28 protein-coding genes and 1 pseudogene are annotated in these 24,528 nt (G+C 72.0%); 9 read left to right on the top strand and 20 right to left on the bottom strand.

All coding sequences use genetic code 11. The features are described 5' to 3' along the window. Positions 1 to 42 precede the first annotated feature (42 nt). From P2F65_RS17090 to glmS, 3 genes are read right to left on the bottom strand one after another with little or no spacing between them, the layout of a single operon-like run. Positions 43 to 1,512 (bottom strand): bifunctional ADP-dependent NAD(P)H-hydrate dehydratase/NAD(P)H-hydrate epimerase, encoded by a 1,470-nt coding sequence (locus P2F65_RS17090; RefSeq protein WP_275810536.1) that lies wholly within the window; start codon positions 1,510 to 1,512, stop codon positions 43 to 45. 13 nt (positions 1,513 to 1,525) lie between these two features. Further along, positions 1,526 to 1,876 (bottom strand): holo-ACP synthase, encoded by a 351-nt coding sequence (locus tag P2F65_RS17095; RefSeq protein WP_275810539.1) that lies wholly within the window; start codon positions 1,874 to 1,876, stop codon positions 1,526 to 1,528. Positions 1,877 to 1,892: 16 nt separating this feature from the next. Continuing rightward, positions 1,893 to 3,752 carry a glutamine--fructose-6-phosphate transaminase (isomerizing) gene (gene glmS, locus P2F65_RS17100; protein ID WP_275810542.1) on the bottom strand — a complete coding sequence of 620 codons (1,860 nt, stop codon included), beginning with the start codon at positions 3,750 to 3,752 and terminating at the stop codon, positions 1,893 to 1,895. Between the two features lie 68 nt (positions 3,753 to 3,820). Between glmS and coaA the strand changes: the two genes are divergently transcribed. Together coaA and P2F65_RS17110 are read left to right on the top strand one after the other, a co-directional pair. Further along, complete coding sequence (gene coaA / locus P2F65_RS17105; RefSeq protein ID WP_275810545.1) at positions 3,821 to 4,780, top strand: type I pantothenate kinase; 960 nt, start codon at positions 3,821 to 3,823, stop codon at positions 4,778 to 4,780. A 20-nt stretch (positions 4,781 to 4,800) separates the two neighbouring features. Further along, positions 4,801 to 6,222, top strand: coding sequence for a class II fumarate hydratase (locus P2F65_RS17110; protein WP_275810548.1), 1,422 nt, complete (start codon positions 4,801 to 4,803; stop codon positions 6,220 to 6,222). Between the two features lie 9 nt (positions 6,223 to 6,231). Here P2F65_RS17110 and P2F65_RS17115 read toward each other — a convergent pair whose 3' ends face one another. The 3 genes from P2F65_RS17115 to P2F65_RS17125 form a co-directional block, all read right to left on the bottom strand. Further along, a complete protein-coding gene (locus P2F65_RS17115) occupies positions 6,232 to 6,993 on the bottom strand; it encodes a hypothetical protein (protein ID WP_275810551.1) in 762 nt (253 codons plus the stop codon). A 233-nt stretch (positions 6,994 to 7,226) separates the two neighbouring features. Further along, entirely contained in the window at positions 7,227 to 8,600 is a 1,374-nt protein-coding gene (locus P2F65_RS17120) for a PhoH family protein (RefSeq protein WP_275810553.1), read from the bottom strand. 250 nt (positions 8,601 to 8,850) lie between these two features. Then, on the bottom strand, positions 8,851 to 9,612 hold the full coding sequence (locus tag P2F65_RS17125; protein WP_275810556.1) for an isoprenyl transferase: 762 nt from the start codon (positions 9,610 to 9,612) through the stop codon (positions 8,851 to 8,853). Positions 9,613 to 9,772: 160 nt separating this feature from the next. On the opposite strand from P2F65_RS17125, the gene P2F65_RS17130 reads away from it, so the two are divergent. After that, a complete protein-coding gene (locus tag P2F65_RS17130; RefSeq protein WP_275810559.1) occupies positions 9,773 to 10,462 on the top strand; it encodes a hemolysin III family protein in 690 nt (229 codons plus the stop codon). A gap of 1 nt (position 10,463) precedes the next feature. Here the strand turns inward: P2F65_RS17130 and P2F65_RS17135 are convergent, their stop codons facing one another. The 3 genes from P2F65_RS17135 to mca are packed head-to-tail and all read right to left on the bottom strand — an operon-like array spanning position 10,464 to position 12,158. Further along, the gene (locus P2F65_RS17135; protein WP_275810562.1) at positions 10,464 to 10,892 is read right to left on the bottom strand and encodes a VOC family protein; all 429 of its coding nucleotides are present in this window, start codon (positions 10,890 to 10,892) and stop codon (positions 10,464 to 10,466) included. A gap of 13 nt (positions 10,893 to 10,905) precedes the next feature. Continuing rightward, positions 10,906 to 11,229, bottom strand: a complete 324-nt coding sequence (locus P2F65_RS17140) for a hypothetical protein (RefSeq protein ID WP_275810565.1) — start codon at positions 11,227 to 11,229, stop codon at positions 10,906 to 10,908. Beyond that, entirely contained in the window at positions 11,226 to 12,158 is a 933-nt protein-coding gene (gene mca / locus P2F65_RS17145; protein WP_275810568.1) for a mycothiol conjugate amidase Mca, read from the bottom strand. Before mca ends, P2F65_RS17140 begins: the two co-directional genes overlap by 4 nt. A 136-nt stretch (positions 12,159 to 12,294) precedes the next feature. Here mca and P2F65_RS17150 point away from each other — a divergent pair, with 136 nt between their 5' ends. Both P2F65_RS17150 and greA read left to right on the top strand, forming a co-directional pair. Then, positions 12,295 to 12,660, top strand: coding sequence for a DUF4307 domain-containing protein (locus P2F65_RS17150; RefSeq protein ID WP_275810572.1), 366 nt, complete (start codon positions 12,295 to 12,297; stop codon positions 12,658 to 12,660). Between the two features lie 201 nt (positions 12,661 to 12,861). After that, a complete protein-coding gene (gene greA / locus P2F65_RS17155) occupies positions 12,862 to 13,353 on the top strand; it encodes a transcription elongation factor GreA (RefSeq protein WP_275810575.1) in 492 nt (163 codons plus the stop codon). 72 nt (positions 13,354 to 13,425) lie between these two features. On the opposite strand, the gene P2F65_RS17160 is transcribed toward greA, so the two are convergent. The 9 genes from P2F65_RS17160 to P2F65_RS17200 all read right to left on the bottom strand — a co-directional run bounded on the left by P2F65_RS17160 (position 13,426) and on the right by P2F65_RS17200 (position 21,765). Then, positions 13,426 to 13,968 carry a GNAT family N-acetyltransferase gene (locus tag P2F65_RS17160; RefSeq protein WP_275810578.1) on the bottom strand — a complete coding sequence of 181 codons (543 nt, stop codon included), beginning with the start codon at positions 13,966 to 13,968 and terminating at the stop codon, positions 13,426 to 13,428. Continuing rightward, a complete protein-coding gene (ilvA, locus tag P2F65_RS17165) occupies positions 13,968 to 15,188 on the bottom strand; it encodes a threonine ammonia-lyase (RefSeq protein ID WP_275810581.1) in 1,221 nt (406 codons plus the stop codon). The genes P2F65_RS17160 and ilvA overlap by 1 nt, the downstream gene beginning before the upstream one ends. A gap of 41 nt (positions 15,189 to 15,229) precedes the next feature. Next, on the bottom strand, positions 15,230 to 16,081 hold the full coding sequence (locus P2F65_RS17170) for an ABC transporter permease (protein WP_275810584.1): 852 nt from the start codon (positions 16,079 to 16,081) through the stop codon (positions 15,230 to 15,232). After that, on the bottom strand, positions 16,078 to 17,055 hold the full coding sequence (locus P2F65_RS17175; RefSeq protein ID WP_275810587.1) for an ATP-binding cassette domain-containing protein: 978 nt from the start codon (positions 17,053 to 17,055) through the stop codon (positions 16,078 to 16,080). The genes P2F65_RS17170 and P2F65_RS17175 overlap by 4 nt, the downstream gene beginning before the upstream one ends. Positions 17,056 to 17,121: 66 nt before the next feature. After that, entirely contained in the window at positions 17,122 to 17,538 is a 417-nt protein-coding gene (locus P2F65_RS17180) for a VOC family protein (RefSeq protein WP_275810590.1), read from the bottom strand. Positions 17,539 to 17,547: 9 nt separating this feature from the next. Then, positions 17,548 to 18,876 carry a glutamate mutase L gene (locus P2F65_RS17185; protein ID WP_275810593.1) on the bottom strand — a complete coding sequence of 443 codons (1,329 nt, stop codon included), beginning with the start codon at positions 18,874 to 18,876 and terminating at the stop codon, positions 17,548 to 17,550. A gap of 6 nt (positions 18,877 to 18,882) precedes the next feature. Further along, positions 18,883 to 20,073: a cystathionine gamma-synthase gene (locus P2F65_RS17190; RefSeq protein ID WP_275810595.1), complete on the bottom strand. Its 1,191-nt coding sequence runs from the start codon at positions 20,071 to 20,073 to the stop codon at positions 18,883 to 18,885. Between the two features lie 31 nt (positions 20,074 to 20,104). Next, on the bottom strand, positions 20,105 to 21,109 hold the full coding sequence (locus P2F65_RS17195; protein WP_275810598.1) for a GNAT family N-acetyltransferase: 1,005 nt from the start codon (positions 21,107 to 21,109) through the stop codon (positions 20,105 to 20,107). A gap of 17 nt (positions 21,110 to 21,126) precedes the next feature. After that, a complete protein-coding gene (locus tag P2F65_RS17200; protein WP_275810600.1) occupies positions 21,127 to 21,765 on the bottom strand; it encodes a hypothetical protein in 639 nt (212 codons plus the stop codon). A 65-nt stretch (positions 21,766 to 21,830) separates the two neighbouring features. Here P2F65_RS17200 and msrA point away from each other — a divergent pair, with 65 nt between their 5' ends. The 4 genes from msrA to P2F65_RS17220 all read left to right on the top strand — a co-directional run bounded on the left by msrA (position 21,831) and on the right by P2F65_RS17220 (position 24,080). Beyond that, positions 21,831 to 22,508 carry a peptide-methionine (S)-S-oxide reductase MsrA gene (msrA, locus tag P2F65_RS17205; protein WP_275810603.1) on the top strand — a complete coding sequence of 226 codons (678 nt, stop codon included), beginning with the start codon at positions 21,831 to 21,833 and terminating at the stop codon, positions 22,506 to 22,508. 45 nt (positions 22,509 to 22,553) lie between these two features. Next, complete coding sequence (locus P2F65_RS17210) at positions 22,554 to 23,024, top strand: GNAT family N-acetyltransferase (protein WP_275810606.1); 471 nt, start codon at positions 22,554 to 22,556, stop codon at positions 23,022 to 23,024. A gap of 79 nt (positions 23,025 to 23,103) precedes the next feature. Next, complete coding sequence (locus P2F65_RS17215) at positions 23,104 to 23,526, top strand: hypothetical protein (RefSeq protein ID WP_275810609.1); 423 nt, start codon at positions 23,104 to 23,106, stop codon at positions 23,524 to 23,526. 62 nt (positions 23,527 to 23,588) lie between these two features. Further along, a complete protein-coding gene (locus P2F65_RS17220) occupies positions 23,589 to 24,080 on the top strand; it encodes a GNAT family N-acetyltransferase (protein WP_275810612.1) in 492 nt (163 codons plus the stop codon). Positions 24,081 to 24,096: 16 nt separating this feature from the next. On the opposite strand, the gene P2F65_RS18480 is transcribed toward P2F65_RS17220, so the two are convergent. Together P2F65_RS18480 and P2F65_RS18485 are read right to left on the bottom strand one after the other, a co-directional pair. Next, on the bottom strand, positions 24,097 to 24,354 hold the full coding sequence (locus P2F65_RS18480; protein ID WP_345803710.1) for a hypothetical protein: 258 nt from the start codon (positions 24,352 to 24,354) through the stop codon (positions 24,097 to 24,099). Positions 24,355 to 24,380: 26 nt separating this feature from the next. Beyond that, positions 24,381 to 24,527, bottom strand: a pseudogene (locus tag P2F65_RS18485) (HNH endonuclease); the annotation flags it as partial. Position 24,528: the final 1 nt, after the last annotated feature.

A 24,528-nucleotide genomic window follows, 5' to 3' on the forward strand; every position in this document is an offset into this window, starting at 1 on the left:
GTCAGACCCACGTCTGGGTGCTTCGCCGGGAGGTGGGTCGTCTCAGCGCGCGAGCAGTGCCGCGACCGTGCCCGGTATGCCGTGGGCCACGGCCACCGCGCGCACCGGCCCGCCGGGGTTGGCGGCGTCCGCCGCGACCCCGTGCACGAGGGCGGCGAGGCTCGCCGCGTCCCACGGCTCCAGACCGGCCGCGAGCAGCGTGCCGGCCAGTCCGGCGAGCACGTCCCCGGCGCCGGCGGTGGCCAGCCAGGCGGGGGCGTCGTTCTGCGAGCGCACCGGCCGCCCGGTGTCCGCCGGGGGCACGACCAGGGTCGTGGAGCCCTTGAGCAGCACGGTGGCCCCGGTGGTGTCCGCCGCCTGGCGCGCGTGGTCGAGCGGAGCCGCCTGCACCTCCTCGCGGGTCACCTCGCGGTCGCCCAGCCGCGTCAGCAGCCGGGCCAGCTCGCCCGCGTGGGGCGTCAGCACGGTCGGCGCCAGCCGCCGGCCCCAGAGCAGGTCGATCCCTCCCGCGTCGAGCAGCACCGGGAGGTCGGAGGCGAGGGCGCGTCCGGCCACCTCCAGCTGGCGTTCGGCTCCGTCCCCGGTGGCCGCGGAGTCCAGGCCGGGTCCGATCACCCAGGCCTGCACCTGCCCCTCGCCCACCACGGCCTCGGGAACGGCCGCACGAACCAGCCCCGTCGGCGTGGGCGGCCCGACGTAGCGGACCATGCCCACCCCGCTGGCGACGGCTGCCGTACAGCACAGGACGGCTGCGCCGGTGTACTGCTCTCCCCCGGCGACGACCCCGAGCACGCCGCGGGAGTACTTGTCGTCGGCGGCGGTCGGCACCGGCCACAGGCCCGGCACGTCGTCCCTGGTGACGCGCTGCACGGCCGGCGCGGCGTCGACCTCGAGGCCGATGTCCACCACGGTGAGCCGCCCCACCGCCGGCTCCGTGGCGGGCAGCAGGTGCACGGGCTTGACCACCCCGAAGGTGACGGTCTCGTCGGCGTAGACCGCGTCCGGCACGGCCTGCTGCCCGGCCGGGTCCTGCCCCGAGGGCAGGTCGACGGCCAGCACGTAGGCGTCGTCGGGCACCGCGTCGACCCAGGGCTGGGCCTCCTCGGGGAGCCCCGGGCGGCCCCCGATGCCGAGGATCCCGTCGAGCACCAGGTCGGCCTCGGCCAGCAACGCCTGCCAGTCGTCGCCTGCGTCCTCCTCCGGCCCGACGACGAGCACACCGGCGTCGCGGGAGGCCGCCAGGCCGCCTTCGTGCACGGGCCAGTCGGCCCGCACGGCCGCTACGGCGAACCCGTGGTCGGCGAGGTGCGCCGCGGCATACAGGGCGTCGCCCCCGTTGTTGCCGGGACCTACGAGGGCCACCACGCGGCTGCCGCCGCGCTCCTCGAGGCGGGCGGCGGCGACCTCGGCCAGCCCGGCGGAGGCACGGGCCATGAGCTCGCCCTCCGGCAGCGTCTCCATCAGGGCCGCCTCGGCGGCCCTCACCTCGTCGGCACCCCAGGCCTCGATCACGGCGTGCTCCTCCTCAGCCCTCGGCCACGACGACGGCCGAGGCGACCCCGGCGTCGTGCGACAGCGAGACGTGCAGGGCGTGCACGCCGAGGGCCTCGGCGCGCGCGGCGACGGTGCCCGAGACCTGCAGGTGCGGCCGGCCGTCGTCACCGCGGTGGACGGTGCAGTCGTGCCAGTGCAGCCCGACGGGGGCGCCGAGCGCCTTGGCCAGGGCCTCCTTCGCCGCGAACCGGGCCGCGAGCGAGTTCAGCGCCAGCTCGCGCTCGGCCTCGGTGAACAGGCGCTCCCGCAGGGTGGGGGTGCGCTCCAGCGTCTGCCCGAAGCGCTCGACGTCGACCACGTCGATCCCCACCCCGATGATCACCGCGCTCCCCGCTCGCCTACTCGACCGTGACGCTCTTGGCGAGGTTGCGCGGCTGGTCGACGTCGAGGCCCTTGGCCGTCGACAGGTGCAGCGCGAAGACCTGCAGCGGCACCACGCTCAGCAGCGGCGCGAGCAGCGGCGAGGACTGCGGGATGCGGATGACCTCGTCGGCGAACGGCACCACGTCCTCGTCGCCGTCCTCGGCGATGACCAGGGTGCGGGCGCCCCGGGCGCGGATCTCCTGGATGTTGGAGACCACCTTGCCGTGCAGCCCGTGCGGGGTGTCGGGGCTCGGCACCACGATGAAGACCGGCTGTCCGGCGTCGATCAGGGCGATGGGACCGTGCTTGAGCTCGCCGGCGGCGAAGCCTTCGGCGTGGATGTAGGCGAGCTCCTTGAGCTTGAGCGCGCCCTCCATGGCGACGGGGTAGCCGACGTGTCGGCCGAGGAAGAGCACCGAGCGGGTGTCGGCCATGAACCGGGCGATCTCCTTGACCCGGCCCATCCGGCCGAGCAGGTCCTCGATCTTGGCCGGGATGCCCTGGAGCTCCTTCATGACGGCCTGCGCCTCGTCGGCGTAGGTGCCGCCGCGCAGCTGGGCGAGGTAGAGGCCGAGCACGTAGCTGGCGGTGATCTGGGCCAGGAAGGCCTTGGTCGAGGCGACCGCGATCTCCGGGCCGGCGTGGGTGTAGAGCACCGCGTCGGACTCGCGCGGGATGGTCGAGCCGTGCGTGTTGCAGATCGACAGGGTGCGCGCGCCGAGCTCGCGGGCGTGGCGCACGGCCATCAGGGTGTCCATCGTCTCGCCCGACTGCGAGATGGACACGACGAGGGTGTGGTCGTTGACGACCGGGTCGCGGTAGCGGAACTCGTGGGCGAGCTCGACCTCGACGGGGATCCGGGTCCAGTGCTCGATGGCGTACTTGGCCACCATGCCCGCGTAGGCCGCCGTGCCGCACGCGATGATGACGATCTTGTCGATCGTGCGCAGGTCGTCCTCGGAGATCTCCATCTGGTCGAGGACCAGGCGGCCGTCCTCGTCGGTGCGGCCGAGCAGGGTGTCGCCCACGGCGTGGGGCTGCTCGTTGATCTCCTTCTCCATGAAGGTGGCGTAGCCGCCCTTCTCGGCGGCGGCCGCGTCCCAGGTGACCTCGTAGTGCTTGCCCTCGGCGGGGGTGCCGTCGAAGTTGATGACGGTGGCGCTCTCCGGGGTGATCGTGACGATCTGGTCCTGGCCGAGCTCGAGCGCGTTGCGCGTGTGCCCGATGAAGGCGGCGACGTCGGAGCCGAGGAAGTTCTCGCCCTCGCCGAGGCCCACGACCAGCGGGCTGTTGCGGCGGGCGCCGACGACGACGCCGGGGGCGTCCTCGTGCACGGCGAGCAGGGTGAAGGCGCCCTCGAGGCGGTTGACCACGGCCCGCATCGCCTCGGTCAGGTCGCCGCACTCCCGGTAGGCGCCGGCCACGAGGTGGGCCACGACCTCGGTGTCGGTCTCCGAGCGGAAGGCCACCCCCTTGGCGACGAGGTCCTTCTTGAGCGCGTGGAAGTTCTCGATGATGCCGTTGTGGATCAGCGCCAGCCGGTCGTCGTCGCCGCCGCGGTGCGGGTGGGCGTTGGCGTCGGTGGGGCCGCCGTGGGTCGCCCAGCGCGTGTGGCCGATACCGGTGGTCGCCGGCGGCAGCTGGTCGGCCTCGAGGGCCTCCCGGAGGTTCGCGAGCTTGCCGGCGCGCTTCTCGGAGGCAACGCCGTCCGTGGTGACGAGCGCGACACCCGCCGAGTCGTACCCGCGGTACTCGAGACGGGCCAGGCCCTCCATGACGACGTCCAGGGCCTTGCCGTCGACGCTCGGGCCGACGTAGCCAACGATTCCACACATGGCCGCAAGCCTAACGGCACGGTCGACCTCGTCTGCGCCCCGACGGGCGGTGGGCAAGAATGGCGCGCGTGACGCACCCTGCCGGCACCGCGACCATCCCTTCGCCCTACGTCGAGCTCGACCGGGCGGCGTGGGCCAGGCTGCGCCAGAACCACCCCCTGAGCCTGTCGGCCGACGACGTGGCCCGCCTCCAGGGTCTCGGCGACCGGCTCGACCTCAGCGAGGTCGAGGAGGTCTACCTACCGCTGTCGCGGCTGCTCAACTTCTACGTCGGCGCCACCGCCGGTCTGCACCGCATCACCAGCGACTTCCTGGGTGAGAGCCCGGCCAAGACCCCGTTCATCATCGGCGTGGCGGGCTCCGTCGCGGTCGGCAAGTCCACGACCGCCCGCATCCTGCGCGAGCTGCTCCGCCGCTGGTCGGGCACGCCGCGCGTGGAGCTGATCACCACCGACGGGTTCCTCTACCCCAACAGCGAGCTCGAGCGCCGCGGCATCCTGCAGCGCAAGGGGTTCCCCGAGTCCTACAACCGCCGGGCTCTGCTGCGCTTCGTGGCGGAGGTCAAGGCGGGCCGGGCCGAGGTCTCCGCCCCCGTGTACTCGCACCTCACCTACGACATCGTGCCGGGCGAGCGCACCGTGATCCGCCAGCCCGACGTGCTCATCGTCGAGGGCCTGAACGTGCTGCAGGCCCCCCGCGTCCAGCCCGACGGCCGCACCGGACTCGCGGTCAGCGACTTCTTCGACTTCTCCGTCTACGTCGACGCGCGCACCTCGCACATCCGGCAGTGGTACGTCGAGCGGTTCCTGCGGCTGCGCGAGACCGCCTTCGCGGACCCGCACTCCTACTTCCACCGGTATGCCGCGTTGTCCGACGACGAGGCGCGGGCCACCGCGACGGGCATCTGGGAGCGGATCAACGAGCCGAACCTGCGCGAGAACGTCCTCCCCACCCGTGGGCGGGCCTCGCTGGTGCTGGGCAAGGGCCAGGACCACAGCGTGCGCCGCGTGCGGCTGCGCAAGCTCTAGGCCCCGAGCATCATGGGGGCATGAGCCAGCCGGAGCAGACGAGTACGACCGCCCCTGCCACGCGCACCGAGCACGACTCCATGGGCGAGGTGCAGGTGCCCGCCGACGCGCTCTGGGGGGCCCAGACGGCGCGGGCGGTCGACAACTTCCCGATCTCCTTCCAGCCGGTGCCCTCGGGCGTCGTGCACGCGCTGGCCCTGCTCAAGGGTGCGGCGGCCGAGGTGAACGCCGAGTTGGGGGTGCTCGACCGCGAGCGCGCCGACGCCATCGGGGCCGCCGCACGCGAGGTGGCTGAGGGCCGGCACGACGAGCAGTTCCCGGTCGACGTGTTCCAGACCGGCTCGGGCACCTCCACCAACATGAACGCGAACGAGGTCATCGGCCGGCTCGCCCACCTCGCGACGGGGCTGGCGGTGCACCCCAACGACCACGTCAACTACGGCCAGTCGAGCAACGACACCTTCCCCAGCGCCCTGCGCATCGCCGCCACCCTGGCGGTGCGCCAGCAGCTCGCTCCTGCCCTCGTCCGCCTGGCCGAGTCTCTGGCGGCCAAGGAGCGCGAGCTCGCCGACGTGGTGAAGTCGGGCCGCACCCACCTCATGGACGCCGTGCCGGTCACCCTCGGCCAGGAGTTCGGCGGCTACCGCCGGCAGGTCGAGCTCGGCCTGCAGCGGGTCATGGTCGCGGCGCAGGCCACCGCGGAGCTGCCGCTGGGCGGCACCGCGGCAGGCACCGGCATCAACGCGGCCCCCGGCTTCGCCGCGCGGGTCATCGCCCTGGTCAGCGAGCGCACCGGGGTGGAGTTCCGCGAGGCGGAGAACCACTTCGAGGCTCAGTCCGCCCAGGACGCCGTGGTGGAGCTGAGCGGGGCGCTGAAGGTGGTGGCCGTCAGCCTCACCAAGATCTGCAACGACCTGCGCTGGATGTCCTCGGGCCCGCGGGCCGGGCTGGGCGAGATCCACCTGCCCGACCTCCAGCCGGGGTCGAGCATCATGCCCGGCAAGGTCAACCCGGTCGTGTGCGAGGCGACCCTCATGGCGTGCGCCCAGGTCATCGGCAACGACGTGACCATCACGACGGCGGGCGCGGCCGGCAACTTCGAGCTCAACGTCATGCTGCCGGTGATGGCCAAGAACGTGCTCGAGTCGACGCGGCTGCTCAGCGCGACGAGCCGCCTGCTCGCGGACCGTTGCATCGACGGGATCGAGGCGGACGTGGAACGCTGCCGCGAGCTGGCGGAGGGCTCACCCTCGATCGTCACCCCGCTGAACCGCTACATCGGCTACGAGGCCGCCGCTGCGGTGGCCAAGCAGTCGGTCAAGGAGCGCCGCTCGATCCGCGACGTCGTCATCGAGCGGGGGCACCTCGCCTCGGGGGAGCTCAGCGAGCAGCAGCTCGACGAGGCCCTCGACGTGCTGGGGATGACCCGGCCGGAGGGCTGAGCCTCTGGCTCAGTACCAGTGCGGCGACCGGCTCTGCCAGGACGACCAGGCGTTGCAGGGGCTGCCGTAGGAGCTCTTGATGTACTCCAGCCCCCACTTGATCTGGGTGGCGGGGTTGTCGCGCCAGTCGGGGCCGGCGCTGGCCATCTTCGAGGCGGGCAGCGACTGCGGGATGCCGTAGGCGCCCGATGAGGGGTTGGTGGCCTTGTAGTCCCAGTTGCTCTCGCCGACCCAGAGGTTGTCCAGGCAGGAGAACTCGCCCTCGCCCCAGCCGTAGTCGGCCATGAGCAGGCGGGCGACGGCGCGGGGGTCGGCCTTGGCGCGGTCCAGCACCGCCTGGCGCTTCTTCTCCAGGGCGGCGCGCTCCTTGGCACGGGCGGCGCGCTCGGCGGCCTCCTTGCGAGCCTTCGCGGCGGCCGCCTCGGCAGCCAGCTGGTCGCGCCGGCTCTTCTCCTGCGCTGCCGCGAGGCTGAGGTTCGCGTCGCTGCGGGCGCTGGCGAGACGGGCGTCGTTCTCGATCTGGGTGTCGGCCAGCTCGTTGGCCTGCTCGACGGCCTCGGCGGAGACGGTGAACCCCGCCTGCCCGGTGCCGTCGCCCTTGGCCTGGTAGCCGGCGGCGGTGGTCGCCACCACGGCCAGCACGAAACCGGCGGTCAGGGCGGGTCGCCCGACGGCCCTGGCGACGACGACGCTGCGGGAGCGGTGCGATCCACCAGCGGGTCGTGCGGGGGCCTGGGCACCGCGGTGCCGACCCTCGTAGGGCTTGCTCATCCAGTTCCTCCAACGCAGAGGCCACCTTGGGCAGGTGGCCTCAGTTGCCGTGCAGTTGCCGTGCGAACACCGCCCGTATGGCCCGAAGTGACCAGGGCGGCGCGTTACGAAACCGAGATGTTAGCGCATTCAAAGCGGGCGAAAAGGGGCACAGCAGCAGATGAGCACGGCCGGGTGGGCGCCGTCACACCCGGCCGCGCTCACCGGTGACTAGTCCGGACTAGTCACCGCCGCTAGACCTCGAGGCCCTCGAGGAGGTCGGTCACCAGGGCCGCGATCGGGCTGCGCTCGCTGCGGGTGAGGGTGACGTGCGCGAACAGCGGGTGGCCCTTGAGCGCCTCGATGACCGCCGCGACTCCGTCGTGCCGGCCGACCCTGAGGTTGTCGCGCTGGGCGACGTCGTGGGTGAGCACGACCTTCGAGTTCTGGCCGATGCGCGAGAGCACCGTGAGCAGCACGTTGCGCTCGAGGGACTGCGCCTCGTCGACGATGACGAAGGCGTCGTGCAGCGACCGTCCGCGGATGTGCGTCAGGGGCAGCACCTCGAGCATGCCGCGGTCCATGACCTCCTCGACGACCTCGCGCGACACGAGCGCCCCCAGCGTGTCGAACACCGCCTGGGCCCAGGGGCCCATCTTCTCGGCCTCGCTGCCCGGCAGGTACCCGAGCTCCTGGCCGCCCACGGCATACAGGGGACGGAAGACGACGACCCGGCGCTGCTGGCGGCGCTCCATGACGGCCTCGAGGCCGGCGCACAGGGCCAGCGCGCTCTTGCCGGTGCCGGCCCGGCCACCGAGGCTGACGATGCCCACGTCGGGGTCGAGCAGCAGGTCGAGGGCGATGCGCTGCTCGGCGCTGCGGCCGTGCAGCCCGAAGGCGTCACGGTCGCCGCGCACCAGCCGGACCTGCTTGTCGGCCCCGACCCGCCCCAGACCGCTTCCCCGCGGCGAGAGCAGGACCAGTCCGGTGTGGCAGGGCAGCTCTGCGGCTCCGGCGTGCTCGACGCGGCCGTGCTCGTAGAGGGCGTCCATCTCCTCGGTGGTGACGTCGAGCTCGGTCATGCCGGTCCAGCCGCTGTCGACGGCGAGCTCGGCGCGGTACTCCTCGGCCGCCAGGCCGACCGCGGAGGCCTTGACCCGCATGGGCAGGTCCTTGCTCACCACGGTGACGTCGTGACCCTCGTTGGCGAGGTTCTTGGCCACCGAGAGGATCCGGGTGTCGTTGTCGCCGAGCCGGAAGCCGGCCGGCAGCGAGCTCGGGTCGGTGTGGTTCAGCTCGACCCGCAGCGTGCCGCCGTCCTCCCCGACGGCGACCGGTGCGTCGAGCCGGCCCTCCTTGATGCGCAGGTCGTCCAGCATCCGCAGGGCGGTGCGGGCGAAGTAGCCGAGCTCGGGGTGGTGCCGCTTGGCCTCCAGCTCGGTCACGACCACGACCGGCAGGACGACCTCGTGCTCGGCGAACCGCAGCATGGCCCTCGGGTCGGACAGCAGCACCGAGGTGTCGAGGACGAAGGTCCGGTATGCCGGGGGCGCCCCTCTGCGGGGTCGGGCTGCGGTGCTCGTGGTGGTGCGCACGCTGGTGGTCTTGCCACTCGATGTCGAGGCCATCTCACTCCATCCGGCACAGCGCGCTCCCCGGCGCGGTGCGCCTACTCGCGAACGAGGTGCCGGGACCGGGCCATCGCAGTGCGGTGGTGCCGGGTCCGGCCCTCCGCTCGGAGCTGCTTACGCTCCATGTGATGGCCTTCCCGAACGCGGTGCGGGTGCTCCGCGTCACAGCCGACGGTAGGGCTGGCCGGGGCCGAAGGTCGGTAACTGCAGGGCGTGTCGCCGACAGTTCACCCGGCGGACACGGGGGTCAGCTGCCGAAGCGGCGGTGGCGCTCGGAGTAGGCCCGCAGCGCCCGCAGGAAGTCGACGTGCCGGAAGTCGGGCCAGTAGGCCTCGCAGAAGTAGAACTCGCTGTGCGCGCTCTGCCAGAGCAGGAAGCCCGAGAGCCGCTGCTCGCCGGAGGTGCGGATGACCAGGTCGGGGTCGGGCTGGCCCTTGGTGTAGAGGTGCTCGGCGATGTGCTCGACCTCGAGGCTCTCGGCGAGCTCCTCGATGCTCGTGCCGTTGGCCGCGTGCGACATGAGCATCGAGCGCACCGCGTCGGTGATCTCCTGCCGGCCGCCGTAGCCGACGGCCACGTTGACGACCATGCCCTGGACGTCCTCGGTGGCGTCCGCGCTCTCCTTGAGGCGCCGGGCCGTCTCGGCAGGGAGCAGGTCGGGCGCGCCGACCGGGTTGATCCGCCAGCGGCGGGTCTCGGCGAGGTCGGCCACCGCGTTCTCGATGATGGTCAGCAGCGGGGTGAGCTCGGCGGGCGGGCGGCTGAGGTTGTCGGTCGAGAGCAGCCACAGGGTGACGACCTCGACGCCGGCCTCCTCGCACCAGCCCAGGAAGTTCGCGATGTTGTCGGCGCCGGCCTGGTGGCCCTCCTTGGTCGCCGCCCCTCGCTCGCGGGCCCAGCGCCGGTTCCCGTCCAGCATGACGCCCACGTGGCGGGGCAGCGGCGCGTGGGCGAGGCTGCGGCGCAGCCGGCGCTCGTACGCGGCATACAGCAGGTCACGCAGACCCACATGGCCTCCTGGGGAACCGACGGGGAGTGGCACGGCGGTCCGCGCGGACCGCTCTGCACACGCTACCCCCCTGCGGCCCGGTCCCCGTCCCCAGCCGCTCGGCGATTTCCCGCAACCTACGATCGCGTAAGTTACGTTTGCGTAGGTTATGCTGCTCCGCATGGCCACGACATCCGACCGCCACGAGCGCGGCCCCCTCGAGACCGTCGTCGACGCCGTCAAGCCCAAGCTGCGCGGCTGGCTCCACGCCGCGATGGTCCCCCTGACCGTGGCCGCCGGCATCGTGCTCATCGCCCTTGCCCCGAACACGCCGGCCCGCATCGCCGCCGCGGTGTTCTCGGTGACGGCCTGGCTCCTCTTCGGCACCTCCGCGGTCTACCACCGAGGCAACTGGTCCCCCAGGGTGGCCGGGGTCCTCAAGCGGCTGGACCACTCCAACATCTTCCTCATCATCGCCGGCAGCTACACCCCCTTCGCGCTGCTGCTGCCGGGCGACCAGGCCCGCACCATGCTCACGATCGTGTGGACGGGCGCCATCGCGGGCGTGCTGTTCCGCGTGCTGTGGGTGCACGCGCCACGCTGGCTCTACACGCCGATCTACGTCGCCCTCGGGTGGGTGGCCGTGTTCTACCTCGGCCCGCTCCTGCAGCACGGCGGACCCACCATCGTGGCCCTGATCGCCACCGGCGGCCTGCTCTACACCGTCGGGGCGCTGGTCTACGGCATCAAGCGGCCGAACCCGTCACCGCGCTGGTTCGGGTTCCACGAGATCTTCCACAGCCTCACCGTGGCCGCCTTCATCGCCCACTACGTCGCGGCGTCGATGAGCGTCTACAGCGCCGGGGCCTGACCTACACCTCGTAGTCGGCCCCCGACCGGCCACCCTGCGGCGCCTCGCCCTGCCGGGCTGCGGTCTGCCACAGACCCATGACGTTGCCCTCGGGGTCGCTGAAGTAGGCCGTCCAACCCATGTCGCCGACCGGCTGGCGCTCCACCAGGGTCGAGCCGCCGCGCTCGGCCACCGCCGCCAGCGTGGCGTCGATGTCGTCGACGTCGATGGTCACCACGGGCCGCTCCACCGGTCCGCCGCGCTGGGTCATACCGCCGTTGATGTACCCCGGCTCGGTCGACCCGCGCTCGTCCACCGGCCCGGTCATCACCAGCGAGTAGTCCATCCCCGGCACATCCTGCAGCTGCCAGCCGAACAGGTCGGCGTAGAACGACCGGGCCCGGGCCCCGTCGTCGAAGGGGAGCTCGAAGTGGACGACGCGACCGCTCATGGCGACCTCCTGGCTAGGGGCGTGTCCGGCCAGTCTGTCCCTCGGTCGGGCCCTCGTCATCAGCCTGCGGGGTGACGCCGTCTGCCGTGCCTGCACCGCCGACCTCGCCCGCGTCGGTCCCGTCGGTCCCGTCGGCCCCGTCGGCCCCGTCGGCCTCGCCGGTCGGCCGGCGCTCGCCCTCGGCCTGCGCCTGTCGCTGGGCCTCCTCGGCGCGGTAGGACATCCGCCGCATGCGGGCGTTCATGTTCCGCATGAGCAGCCACAGCGCCACCGCGAGCGCGAAGAACGCGAGGAAGGCGCCGATGCCCGGCGAGACGACGGTGCTCGGGGTGTTCATGCGGGGTCCTTCCGTCCGTCGTACGCGACCTCGAGGCCACCCGAGACCGCCAAGGCGTCGGCGTCGAGCCCCCGCAGGCCCGCGAACAGGTCGTCCTCGATCGGCTCGACGGGCACGTAGGACAGCGCGGCCTCGTACTCCTCGGTGGGCCAGACGCGCTGCTGCACCTCCCGCGGCACCCGGAAGAAGCTGCCGTCGGGGTCGATCTGGGTGGCGTGGGCGAGCAGCGCCCGGTCACGCCGGTCGAACCAGTCGGCGCACTCGATCCTGGTCGTCACCGTGCGCGGTTTGCGGTCCTGCCAGTTCTCGAGCCACTCTTCGTAAGGGCTCTCCTCCTCGAGGGCCAGCAGCGCCTCGTGGAAGGCGACGATGCGCTCACGGCTGAAGGTCTGGTTGTAGTAGATCTTCAGCGGCTGCCAGGCCTCGCCCGCGTGCGGGTATGCCGTGGCGTCGCCGGCCGCCGAGAAGGCCGCCATTGAGACGGTGTGGCACATGATGTGGTCGGGGTGCGGGTAGCCGCCGTTCTCGTCGTAGGTCGTCATGACGTGTGGGCGGAAGCGACGGATCTCGCGGACGAGGGCCTCCGTGGTGACCTCGAGGGGCTCGAGGGCGAAGCAGCCGGCCGGCAGGGGCGGCAGCGGGTCGCCCTCCGGGAGCCCGCTGTCGACGAACCCGAGCCAGGTGTGCTGGACGCCGAGGATCTCCTGGGCTCGCGCCATCTCCTCGCGGCGCACCCGCGGCAGGTCGCGCTGGATGTGGATGTCGTTCGCCAGCTTGGGGTTGAGGATGTCGCCCCGCTCGCCCCCGGTGCACGACACCACGAGCACCTCATGGCCCTCGTCGACGTACCTCGCCATCGTCGCCGCACCCTTGCTGGACTCGTCGTCGGGGTGCGCGTGCACCGCCATCAGGCGCAACCGGTCAGCCACCTGCAAACCTCTCTCGGTCCATCGTCGACAATGGGGCCACCGGTCATCCTCTCACCTGCGTCCGGGCCCGCCTCCCGCGGCCACCGGCGCGGCGCCGGCTGCCGAAGACCCCGACCACCGGAAAGGCCCCCACCGCATGCCCCTCCCCCGTCCTGCGCCGGGCACCGGCAAGTGGTGGGCCATCGGCGTGCTCGGGTGCGCCCTGGGCGTGGCCCTGGCCACCTGGCTGGCCCTGGTCAACACCGTCGGCAAGGTGACCTGGACCGACACCGGCTACCGCGTCGTGGACGACCGCACGGTCGTGGTGGACTTCGCCGTCCACCGTCCCGACGGGAGGGCCGCGACCTGCCTCGTGCGGGCCCTCGACCAGGGCTTCGGGGTGGTCGGCGCGGTCGAGGTGGCCATCCCGGCCTCCTCCGAGCGCACCGTGGAGCGCCGAGTCACGATCCGCACCACGACCCGGGCGGTGACGGGGGCGGTCCGCAGCTGCAGCGCCCGGTAGGCCGATCGGGCCCGGCCCGCTCCGCCGTCGGTCTCGTTCCCACCCATGGAATGGACCACGTCGGGCGGACGTTGTTACCCTTGTACTTTCACGAAGCGGTCTGGACCGAGGGCCCGAAGAGGCTCGAGGTCCGGGCCGTCTTGCGTAACGCCCCCCGGTCGCGTCTGCTGCCGGCCGAGGATCGATCAAGGAGTTTTTCACGTGAGCGACATCGCGACCCCCGCACAGAGCTACCTCACCCAGGAGGCCTTCGACCGCCTCAAGGCTGAGCTCGACCAGCTCTCCGGTGAGGGCCGTACCGAGATCGCGAAGAAGATCGAGGCGGCCCGCGAGGAGGGCGACCTGAAGGAGAACGGCGGCTACCACGCCGCCAAGGAGGAGCAGGGCAAGATGGAGGCCCGCATCCGCCAGCTCACCCAGCTCCTCGAGAGCGCCAAGGTGGGCGAGGCCCCCGCCGACGACGGCATCGTCGAGCCCGGCATGGTGGTCACCGTCGACATGTTCGGCGACGACATGACCTTCCTCATGGGTTCGCGCGAGATCGCCGACGCCGACCTCGAGGTCTACAGCGAGAAGTCCGCGATGGGCGTCGCCATCAACGGCAAGAAGGTCGGCGACACGGTCTCCTACGAGGCCCCCAACGGCAAGACCATCGAGGTCACCATCAAGGACGCCAAGCCGTACGCCGGCTGAGCGCCACACAAGCACATCCTGGCGACGGGCCGCTCCCCTGGGGGGCGGCCCGTCGTGGTGCCTGCGGGCTGCTCAGTCCTCCACCGGGTTGAGCAGCTCGAAGAGGACGTGGTCGCGCCAGTCGCCCGCGATCTTCAGGTACCGCCGGGCGAGGCCGAACTGCGCGAAGCCGCTCTTCACCAGCACCCGCTGCGAGCGGTGGTTGTCGACGAGGGTGCCAGCCTGGATGCGGTGCAGGCGCAGGTCGTCGAAGGCCACCTCGACGATGTGCCGCACGGCGGCGGTCGCCAGCCCGCGTCCGCCCGCCTCCTGCGCCAACCAGTAGCCCAGGCTGCACGACTGGAGCGGGCCCCGGACGATCTCGTTGAGGGTGATCCGCCCGACCACCGTGCCGTCCTCGTCGAGGATGACGTGCGGCAGCGAGCGGTCCTGCGCGTGCAGCGTCAACAGCCCGCGCACGAGGGCACGCTGGCCCTCGACCGTGTAGTACTCCTCGCTCCGGAACGGCTCGTAGGGCGCCATGAACTCACGGTTGGTGCGCGCCAGCTCGGCCAGCACCGGCGCGTCGGCCAGGCTGACGAGCCGCGTCACCAGCCTGCCTGCCCCCTCCGCCATCAGCCGAACTTCAGCTCGTAGCCCTTGGTCCGCAGCGCCCGCAGGACCTGCTCGCAGTGCTCGTGGCCGCGGGTCTCGAGCTGGAGGCCGATCTCCACCTCGTCGACGCGGATCGTGGTGCCGGTGCGCACGTGCTCGACCTCGAGGACGTTGGCGTCGGCAGCGGCGAGGTCGGCCAGCAGCCCGGCGAGGGAGCCCGGCTTGTCCGGCACCCGCACCCGAAACTGCAGGTAGCGCCCGGCCGAGGCCATGCCGTGCCGGATGATGCGCAGGAGCAGCAGGGGGTCGATGTTGCCGCCCGAGAGCACCGCGACGACCGGGCCGTCGACGTGGCGGCCGGCCGTGCCGAGCAGGTGCGCCACGGCAGCCGCTCCGGCCGGCTCGACGACGAGCTTGGCGCGCTCGAGCAGGAACAGCAGAGCTCGCGAGAGCGCCTCCTCGCTCACCGTCTCCATGCCGTCGACGAGCTCGCGGACCAGCGCGTAGGGCACGTCGCCCGGCATACCCACGGCGATGCCGTCGGCCATGGTCTGCATGTTCTCGAACGCGACCGGCTTCCCGGCGGCGAGCGAGAGCGGGTAGGCGGCGGCCTGCTCGGCCTGAACGCCGATGATCCGCACGTCGGGCTTGAGCGCCTTGACCGCCGTGGAGATGCCCGCGAGGAGCCCGCCGCCTCCGGCGCTCACCACGATGGTCCGCACGTCGGGGCACTCCTGGAGGATCTCCAGCCCGCAGGTGCCCTGCCCGGCCACGATGTCGGGGTGGTCGAACGGGTGGATCAGCACCGCCCCGGTCTCCGCCTCCCACTCGCGGGCCTTGACCAGGCACTCGTCGATGGTCGTGCCCACCTGCTCGATCTCGGCCCCGTAGGCGCGGGTCGCGACGAGCTTGGGCATCGGGGCCCCGTGCGGCATGTAGACCTTGGCCCTGATGCCGAGCATCTGCGCCGCGAGGGCCACGCCCTGGGCGTGGTTGCCGGCGCTGGCCGCCACCACTCCCCTGGCCTTCTCCTCGTCCGAGAGCCGGGACATGCGGGTGTACGCCCCACGGATCTTGAAGGAGCCGGCCCGCTGGAGGTTCTCGCACTTCAGGAACACCTCGGCCCCGACCCGGTCGGCGAGGGCGCGGCTGTACTCCAGCGGGGTGGGGCGGACGACGCCGCTGAGCAGGTCCTGCGCAGCGCGGACGTCGTCCAGGGTGACGGACAACGGAGATGCCATGGGCGGCAGGGTATCTGCCGCCCATGGCACCGTGGCACCTGCTAGTCGTTGGTGCGCCGGTTGAAGGCCCGCACTGCGAGCGGCGCCACCAGCACCGCGATGAGGATCGACCAGCCGGCCGCGAACAGCTCGGGGTGGCGCAGCGGCAGCGCGGCGTCCGGAGGCGCCGGCGGGGTGTTGCCCCACAGCTCTCGCATGGCCTGGACCAGCGAGGAGATGGGGTTCCACTCGGCGATGGTGCGCAGCCAGGGCGTCATGTTCTCGGAGGGCGCGAAGGTGTTGGCCAGGAAGGTGATCGGGAAGATCGTCGTGAACATCAGGCCGTTGACCGCCTCGATGGAGCGCATGGCGGAGCCGACGAGGATGCCGATCCAGATCATGGCGAACCCGAAGAGCAGCAGCAGGCCGTAGGCGAGCAGGCCCTCAGCCACCCCGTTGTGGATGCGCCAGCCGATCGCCAGACCCGTCAAGGACATGACGACGATGCCGATGCTCGAGTGGATGAGGCTGGAGATGCTGCGGCCGATGAGCACCGAGGACCGGGCGATGGGCAGCGACCGGAACCGGTCGACGATGCCCTTGTCGATGTCGGTGTTCAGGCCGATGGCGACGACGAAGGAGGCGAAGGCCATCGTCTGCGCCATGATGCCCGGCAGCAGCCACTCGCGGTACTCGCTGCCCTCGGTCTGGATCGAGCCGCCGAAGACGAAGGCGAAGAGCACGACGAACATGATCGGCTGGATCGTGACGTCGGTCAGCGCCTCCGGCTGGCGCCTGATGTGGCGCAGGTTGCGGCGCACGATGGTCCACGACTGGTGCAGCAGCCCTGTCTGGCGCAGCTCGGGCCGGTCGCTCTCCCGGGTCGCGGCGGCGGTGGTCGTCTCGGTCGTCATGACGCCTTCTCCTCCAGGGTCTGCTCGGAAGCGTCCTCGGCGCGGTGGCCGGTCAGGTGCAGGAACACGTCGTCGAGGCTGGGACGCTTCAGCCCGAGGTCGTCGAGCTCGATCTCGCTGTGCTCGAAGACGGCCGCGATGCGGGTCATGTCCCGCAGGCCGTCGGCCGGGGCCGTGAGCTGACGCGCCGCCTCGTCGACGTGCACGGTGGGCACGTGCTGGCGGAGCATCTGCTCGGCGAGCGGCAGGTCGGCGGCCCTGGAGACGGTCAGGACGATGGCGGCCTGCCCGCTCTGGTCCTTCAGCTCGAGTGCCGTGCCCTCGGCGATGACCTTGCCGTGGTCGATGACGATGATGCGGTCGGCGAGGTGGTCGGCCTCCTCGAGGTACTGCGTCGTCAGCAGCAGGGTGGTGCCGTCGCGGACGAGCCCCCGCAGCACCTCCCACAGCTCGACCCGGCTGCGGGGGTCGAGCCCGGTGGTCGGCTCGTCGAGGAAGAGCACGGGCGGCGTCGCGACGAGGCTGACCGCGAGGTCGAGCCGGCGGCGCATGCCACCGGAGTACGTCTTGACGATGCGGTCGCCGGCGTCGGTCAGTGAGAAGCGCTCGAGCAGGTCGTCGGCGGCGGTGCGGACGTAGGACGAGCTCAGGCCGTAGAGCGCCCCGATGAGGCGGATGTTCTCCCTGCCGGTGAGCAGCTCGTCGACCGTCGCCGCCTGGCCGGTGAGCCCCATGCTGCGGCGCACCGCGTCGGGCTCGCGCAGCACGTCGTGGCCGTTGACCCGGGCCGTGCCGCTCGTCGGCGTCGTCAGCGTCGTCATCATCCGCACGGTCGTGGTCTTGCCCGCCCCGTTGGGCCCGAGGAGGCCGAGGACCGACCCCCTCGGGACGGAGAAGCTGACGCCTTCGACGGCGACCGTCTCGCCGAAGTGCTTGACCAGGTTGTCGGCCTCGATGGCCATGCCGTTTGACATGCCTTCGAGCCTAGGCGGGGGGTCTGACAACCCCAACCGATTAATTCGGCGGATCTGCGGAGTCGTTCAGCTCCTGCACAGGCAGAAGGGGTGCCCGGCGGGGTCGAGGTAGACCTTGAAGCTGCCGCTCTCCGACGGCTGGTGCTCGGCCACCGTGGCACCGGCGGCCAACACCCGCGGCTCGGCCGCCTCGATGTCGGCGACGTCGAAGTCGAGGTGGAACTGCTGCGGCCGCGGGCCCTCCGGCCAGGTCGGGGCCTGGTAGCTCTCCACCTTCTGGAAGGCCAGGCTGACGTGTCCGCGGGGGTGGTCGGCGCTGATGCCGCCCCCCGGCGGCTCGAGCGTCACCCAGTCGTCCTCCGCCGACTCGATCCCCCAGCCGAGGATCTTGGCGTAGAACTCGCCCAGCGCCCGGGGGTCGGGGCAGTCGAGGACGATGAGGTCGAGACGAGGCATGCCCAGCGCAATGTGAGAGTCACTCATGGGCCCAACCTAGGACTCCGCGCCGACAACGCGCTCGGCCAGCGAGCGAGCGGCGTCCGGGTGATCCTCGGCCAGCAGCCCGACGGCGAAGAGCAGGTATGCCGTGTCGGTCGCCACCCGCGCCTCCCGGGGCACCCGCCACCCGCCCGCATGGTCGCCGGTCACGGCGCGCAGCACCGCGCGCTGGTCGTCGTCCTCGGCGTGCCGCAGCACACCGCCCGAGCCGATGACGTGCACGACGTCGGCCAGGGGGCGCGGGCTGGCCCCCGGCGAGGCTGGGCGCGCGTGGCGCCGGACGGCGACCACCGCGGCGAGCCGGGCGAGCTCGAGGTCGAGGGCCTGCTCGGCCGCATCGGCTGGGAGGTGGGCCGTGTCGCGGGCCACGCGCGCGGCATACCCGGGCAGTCCGTCGGAGACGGGCAGCGCCTCTCGCTGGGCTGCCTCGAGCACACCCTCGGCGCTCCACCGCATGCCGAGGTCGGCCTCGACGGTGCGCGACTGCCACAGGGGGGCGACGACGTCCTTGGCGAGGCCGGCGTCCTCGCCCTGCGGCTGCAGCGCGGAGTAGACGTCGCTGGTGGCTCCGCCGACATCGACCACCAGCACGTCGCCCTCGACCGAGTCCGCGAGCACCTGTACGCCTGCCAGAACGGCGTCGGGCGTCGCGGCACGCACCATGTCGACGAACTCCGTCCCCTTCGACAGGTGCTTACCGCCGATGACGTGGTGGAGGAAGGCTGCGCGGATCGCGGCTCGGGCCCCCTTCGGGGCGATGACGCCGATCTGGGGCAGCACGTTGGCGGTGACCTCGAAGCGCCGGCCGGTGGAGGCCAGCACGGCGGCCACCTCGTCGGCGGCGTCGGCGTTGCCGGCCACCACGATGGGGGCCGCGACGCGCATGTGGGCGAGGCGCTCGGCGTTGTGCAGCAGCACGTCGGCGTTGCCGCCGTCGGTGCCGCCGACGAGCAGCACGATGTCGGGCCGGGCCGCGCGCAGGTCGTGCACGTCGGGTCCCGACAGCCGTCCGGACGCGACGTGGACGACCTTGGCCCCGGCGCTCAGGCCCACGCGGTAGCCGGCCTGGGCCGTGACCTCCCGCTCGTAGCCGACGACCGCCAGCCGCAGCCCGCCGCCGGCGCTGGAGCAGGCGAGCACGCCCTCGGGCTCCGGGAGTGCCTCGGCCGCCAGGGACTCCCGGATGACCCGGTAGCCGTCGAGGACGTCCGTGCCGATCGTCGTCGGCACCTCACGGGTGGCGAGCAGCTCGCCCTCCGCGGCGTCGACGAGCGCGGCCTTGGTGAAGGTCGAGCCGAAGTCGACGCAGAGGAGGCGTGCCATCGTGGTTCAGGCGAGCCGGTCGAGGGCCTGGGAGAGGTCGGCGATGAGGTCGGCGACGTCCTCGATGCCGACCGAGAGGCGGATGAGGTCGGCGGGCACCTCGAGCTCGGTGCCGCGGACCGACGCGTGGGTCATGCGTGCGGGGTGCTCGATGAGCGACTCGACGCCGCCGAGCGACTCGCCCAGGGTCCACACCTGGGTCTCGGCGCAGACCTTGACGGCGACGTCCTCGCCGGCCTTGAGCTGGAACGAGATCATGCCGCCGAAGCGCTTCATCTGCTTCTTGGCGACCTCGTGGCCGGGGTGGCTCGGCAGGCCCGGGTAGTGCACGGCGCTGACGGCCGGGTGGCCCTGCAGGAACTCGACGACCTTCTCGGCGTTGTCGCAGTGCCGCTCCATGCGGACCGCCAGCGTCTTCAGACCGCGCAGCACGAGCCAGGCGTCGAACGGTCCGGCGACGGCACCCATCGAGTTCTGGTGGAAGGCAATGCGATCCGCCGCGTCCTCGAAGCCGGGGACGGAGATGCCGTGGCCGACCACGACCGCGCCGCCGACGACGTCGCTGTGGCCCCCGGAGTACTTCGTCGTCGAGTGGCAGACGATGTCGGCGCCGAGCGCGAGCGGCTGCTGGAGGTAGGCGGAGGCGAAGGTGTTGTCGACGACGAGCAGGGCGCCGGCCTCGTGCGCGATGGCGGCGAGCGCCTCGATGTCGGCGATGCCGAGCAGCGGGTTGGTCGGCGTCTCGACCCACAGCATCTTGGTCTGGCCCGGGCGGATCGCGGCGCGCACGGCGTCGACGTCACCCATGGGGGCGATGGTGTGCTCGACGCCCCAGGGCACGAGCACCTTGTTGAAGAGGCGGTAGGTGCCGCCGTAGGCGTCGGAGGGCACGACGACGTGCTCCCCCGGCTGGAGCAGGGCGCGCAGGAGGGTGTCCTGCCCGGCGAGGCCGGAGGCGAACGCGAAACCGCGGGCGCCGCCCTCGAGCGCGGCGAAGCACTCCTCGAGCGCGGAGCGGGTCGGGTTGGCCGAGCGGCTGTACTCGTAGCCGCCGCGGAAGCCGCCGATGCCGTCCTGCTTGTAGGTCGACACCTGGTAGATCGGCGTGATCACGGCGCCGGTGCTGGCATCCGGCTCCTGCCCGGCGTGGATCGCCCTGGTCGAGAAACCGCCCTGCCCGCTCTGCTGCTCGCTCATGCGGGCAAGGCTAACGGCAGCCCCTCGCCCGTCAGCCCAGCACCTTCTGCCACTCGCGCCTGTGGGCGTCGACCGCGTAGCCGAGCCGCTGGTTGACCGCGAGCATGTGGGCGTTGTCCTCGGCGTTCCACGTGCGGATGCCGGTCAGCTCCGGCAGGTGCTCCATCACCGCGAGGGTGTTGGCCGCCTTGAGCCGCAGGCCCAGGGCGTGGCCGCGGTGCTCGCGCACCACGAGGGTGTCCTGCTGGTAGCCCAGCGTCGGCGTCTCCGGCGAGAACTGCACCTGGGTGTAGCCGACGAGCCGGCCGGACGGGAGGTGCCGGGCCACGGTCTCCACGACGCGACGGCCCATGGAGGCGAGCACGTCGTACTCGCCCCGCATCCGCGCGGCGTCCCAGTCCTCCTCCTCGAGCTGCAGGTCACCGAGCGGCACGTCGGTGCTCATCCGGCGCTGCAGCTCAGCCCGGTCCTCCAGCCACGAGCCGGGTATGCCGTCGACGCTGGTCTCGAGGGTGTAGTCACCGTCGTCTGCGGCGACGTCGCCGACGGTCGCGTCGTCCACGGGCAGCAGGAGGGTGCTGCGCAGGACGTGCTGCGCCGCTGTGTAGCCGTGCCCCCGGGCGAAGCCCTCGCCAGAGACGTCTTTGGCCCCAGCCGGCCACTCGGTCTCGGCGATGAAGACGCTGCGTCCGTGCTCGACAGCCCGGGCCTCTGCCCAGCGGAGCAGCTCGCTGCCCACTCCCCGGAGGCGGTGGTCGGGGTGCACCGCCAGTGACAGGAAGGCCACCCGGGGGTTCTCCCGGGTGCGGAGCACGACGAGCACCGCGCCGGCCACCTCGCCGTCCGGCTGCACCGCTGCGGCGGCGATCGTGCGGCGGTGCGGGTTGCGCTCCAGCTCGCGGAGCTCGTCGGCGCCCCACGCGGTGTGCTCGTCGCCGAACACGGCGCGGCCGGACGCGGCATACACCTCGGCCCACCGCGTGAAGAGGTCGCGCTGGGAGTCGTCGAGGCCGCTGACCGGCACGAGGGTGACCATGGCCGCATCCTGCCGGACTACAGCGGCGAGTCCGGCAAGGGCTCGTCCGGTGGCACCGGCGCCTCGGGCACGGTGAGCAGCGGGAGCGCCACGTGCACGACCGGCCCGATCGCGATCGCGAAGAGCACGGTGCCGACGCCGAGGTTGCCCCCGAGCAGCCAGCCGATGACGACGACCGCGACCTCGATGCCGGTGCGCACCACTCGCACCGACCAGCCGCGGGTGCGCACGAGACCGGTCATGAGGCCGTCGCGCGGGCCGGGACCGAGTCGGGCGCCGATGTAGGCCGCGGTGGCCACGCCGTTGATGAGGATGCCGGTCACGAGGAACAGCGCACGCACCCAGACCGAGCCCGGTGTCGCCAGCAGGCCGAGGAAGACGTCGAGGGCGGCACCGATGACGATGACGTTGCTGATGGTGCCGAGCCCGGGTCGCTCGCGCAGTGGGATCCACAGCAGCAGCACGACGGCGCCGATGATGATCGACCACTGGCCGATGGTGAGGCCGAACTGCTGGACCAGGCCCTGGTGCAGCACGTCCCAGGGGATGACCCCCAGGGAGGCACGCACGATGAGGGCCTCGCCGAACGCGAAGACGAGCAGGCCGGCATACAGCTGGATCACGCGCCGCGGGAGGCGACGGGCGGCAAGGGGCATGGGCGCACCGTAGCCCCGCGTGTTCCAATGGATGGGTGCTGTTCGGATCGCGAGCGAAGACCACCATGCCCACCGCCGAGACGGCCCTGAAGGGCCGCTCCAGCAGGCCGTATGCCGTGCCCGCCCGGCACGAGGTGCTCGGCACCCCGCTCGAGGGGCCGTGGCCGCAGGGCACCGAGGTGCTGTACGTCGCCATGGGGTGCTTCTGGGGCGCCGAGCGGATCTTCTGGCGGCTGCCCGGCGTCGTGACGACCGCGGCCGGCTACATGGGCGGGTTCACGCCGCACCCGACCTACGAGGAGACCTGCACGGGCATGACCGGGCACGCCGAGACGGTGCTCGTGGCCTACGACCCGACGCAGACGACGCCCGAGCTGCTGCTCAAGGAGTTCTGGGAGAACCACGACCCGACGCAGGGCAACCGGCAGGGCAACGACATCGGCACCGCCTACCGCTCGGCGATCTACTGGACGACCGACGAGCAGGAGCGGGCCGCCCGCGCCACGCGTGACGCGTTCCAGAAGGTGTTGACCGACAACGGGTTCGGCCCCATCACCACCGAGCTGCGGTCGGCGGAGGACGCCGGGACGTTCTACTGGGCCGAGGACTACCACCAGCAGTACCTGCACAAGAACCCCGGCGGCTACTGCAACCACGGCCCCAACGGGATGACCTGTCCCGTGGGCCTGCTCAAGCAGGACGAGGTGCCGTCGCAGCAGGACATCCTGCCGCCCAGCGCCTGAGTCGCCTGCGCCGGAGCCCGGCGGCCGGCACCATAGGGTCCGGGTGTGATCAGCTCCGGACTCAGCGACAAGCTCGGTCGCGTCGTCACCCTGCGCCCGATCGCTGACGACTGGCGCGCGGTGGCCGACGTGGCGCCTGCCGACGACCAGCGGGACTTCGTCTACGCCCTTGCGGGGCGGTACATGCTCATGACCGAGCGCGGCGGGCCGTGGACCTCGCTCGGCGTCTACGCCGACGAGACCGTGGTCGGCCACGTGATGTGGGGCCTCGACGACGACGGCTCGCACTGGATCGGCGGGCTGGTCATCGACCGGTCCCACCAGGGTCATGGACTCGGCCGGGCGGTGACGCAGACCCTGGTCGACTGGTTCCGCGCCCAGCCGGGCCACTGGGTGACCCGGCTGACCTACCACCCCGACAACACCGCGGCCGCAGCGCTGTACGCCTCGCTCGGGTTCGTGCCGACCGGCGAGGTCGACGAAGGCGAGAGCGTCGCCGAGCTGCGCCGAGGCTGAACGACCGCACCAGCGCCGGCTGGTCGTGAATTCGGCCTGTCAGACCTCCTTCCTAGCGTGACCCACAAGGAGGTAAGTCATGAGAGTTCTACGGGCCACGACGGCGACCAACGGCGACGTCGCAGGTGACTACACGGCGGGTGTACCGGGTGAGCTGGTCTACCTGGGATTGGTGTGCGCGACCGACCGGAACGACCCCGACGGCGGCTGCGGCTGCGGGCGCGGTTTCAGCGGGCTCAACTCCGCACGCGCAACGACCACTGCCGTGGTCGTCGACGTGCCGCTCTCTGAGGTCGAGGTTCGGGAGGCGTACCGGTCCGGCCTGACCGCCCAGGGCTGGATCAACTCGCGGATGAGCGAGGCAGAGGTCGACGAGTTCCTCGACGAGGTCGTGGGCGTGGTCACCCGCATCGCGGAGCACTTCTCTGTCGGCTCGGTGCTCGGTCGACGGCTGGACCAGGTGGTCTCGCGCGGCTTCTCGTTGCGCGACGTGGTCGCCTGAGGCCCGCTGCCCGGCCGGTTTCTCGGTTGCCGGCTGCGGCTGGGACTGTCTAGCGTCGCGGCGTGCTGATCCGCGAGGCCACTGACGCTGACCTGCCCTCCATCGCCCCGTTCTTCCGCGAGATCGTCGCGGACGGGGAGAGCTACGCCTTCCCCGAGGGCCTTGACGACGAGGGCGTCAGGGCGTGGTGGTTCGAACAACCCCCGGGACGGACGGTCGTGGCGGTCGACGACGACGGGACCGTGCTGGGCACCGCCAAGATGGGCCCCAACCGGCCGGAGCGCGGCTCACACATCGGCACGGCCAGCTTCATGGTCTCGCCCTACGCCCGTGGCCGCGGGGTCGGACGTGCCCTCGGCGAGCACGTCGTCGCCTGGAACCGCGAGCAGGGCTACGACGGCATCCAGTTCAACGCCGTCGTCGAGACCAATACGGCGGCGGTCGCGCTCTGGAAGAGCCTGGGGTTCGAGGTGCTGGCCACCGTGCCGGGCGCGTTCGAGTCGCACCGGCACGGAAAGGTCGGCCTGCACCTGATGTTCCTGCCCCTTCGCTAGAGCAGACGGCTCGCGGTCAGGCGCTGTCGAGCAGGTCGGGCAGCCGGTCTCTGTCCGCCCAGCTGAGGGTGATGACGTTGTCCCGCCAAGGGTGCGGGTGCGCCCGGCGCGGGTCGCCCCGGGTGGGCAGGAGGGGTGGGGCGGTGGAGTCGTAGGTGTGTCCGGTGGGGGTGGTGGTGCGGACCCGGTGCGGTGGCGCGTGCGGGTCGGCGGCGGTCGGGCCCGGGTCGGTGGTGACCGGGACCAGCCGGGGGCCTCCTTGGCGTGGTTGCACGCCTCGCACAGCCCCTGACCGTTGGTGGCGGTGGTGGGGCCGCCGGACCGGTCGGGGACCACGTGGTCGGCGTGCCGGATCGGGGCGTCGCACCACGGGGTGCGGCAGCTCTGGTCGCGCAGGGTGAGGAAGCGGCGCAGCTGGCCGTCGAAGACCCGGCGCCGGGAGTCCATC

This window comes from Knoellia sp. p5-6-4 (genome assembly GCF_029222705.1).
Classification (GTDB): domain Bacteria; phylum Actinomycetota; class Actinomycetes; order Actinomycetales; family Dermatophilaceae; genus Pedococcus_A.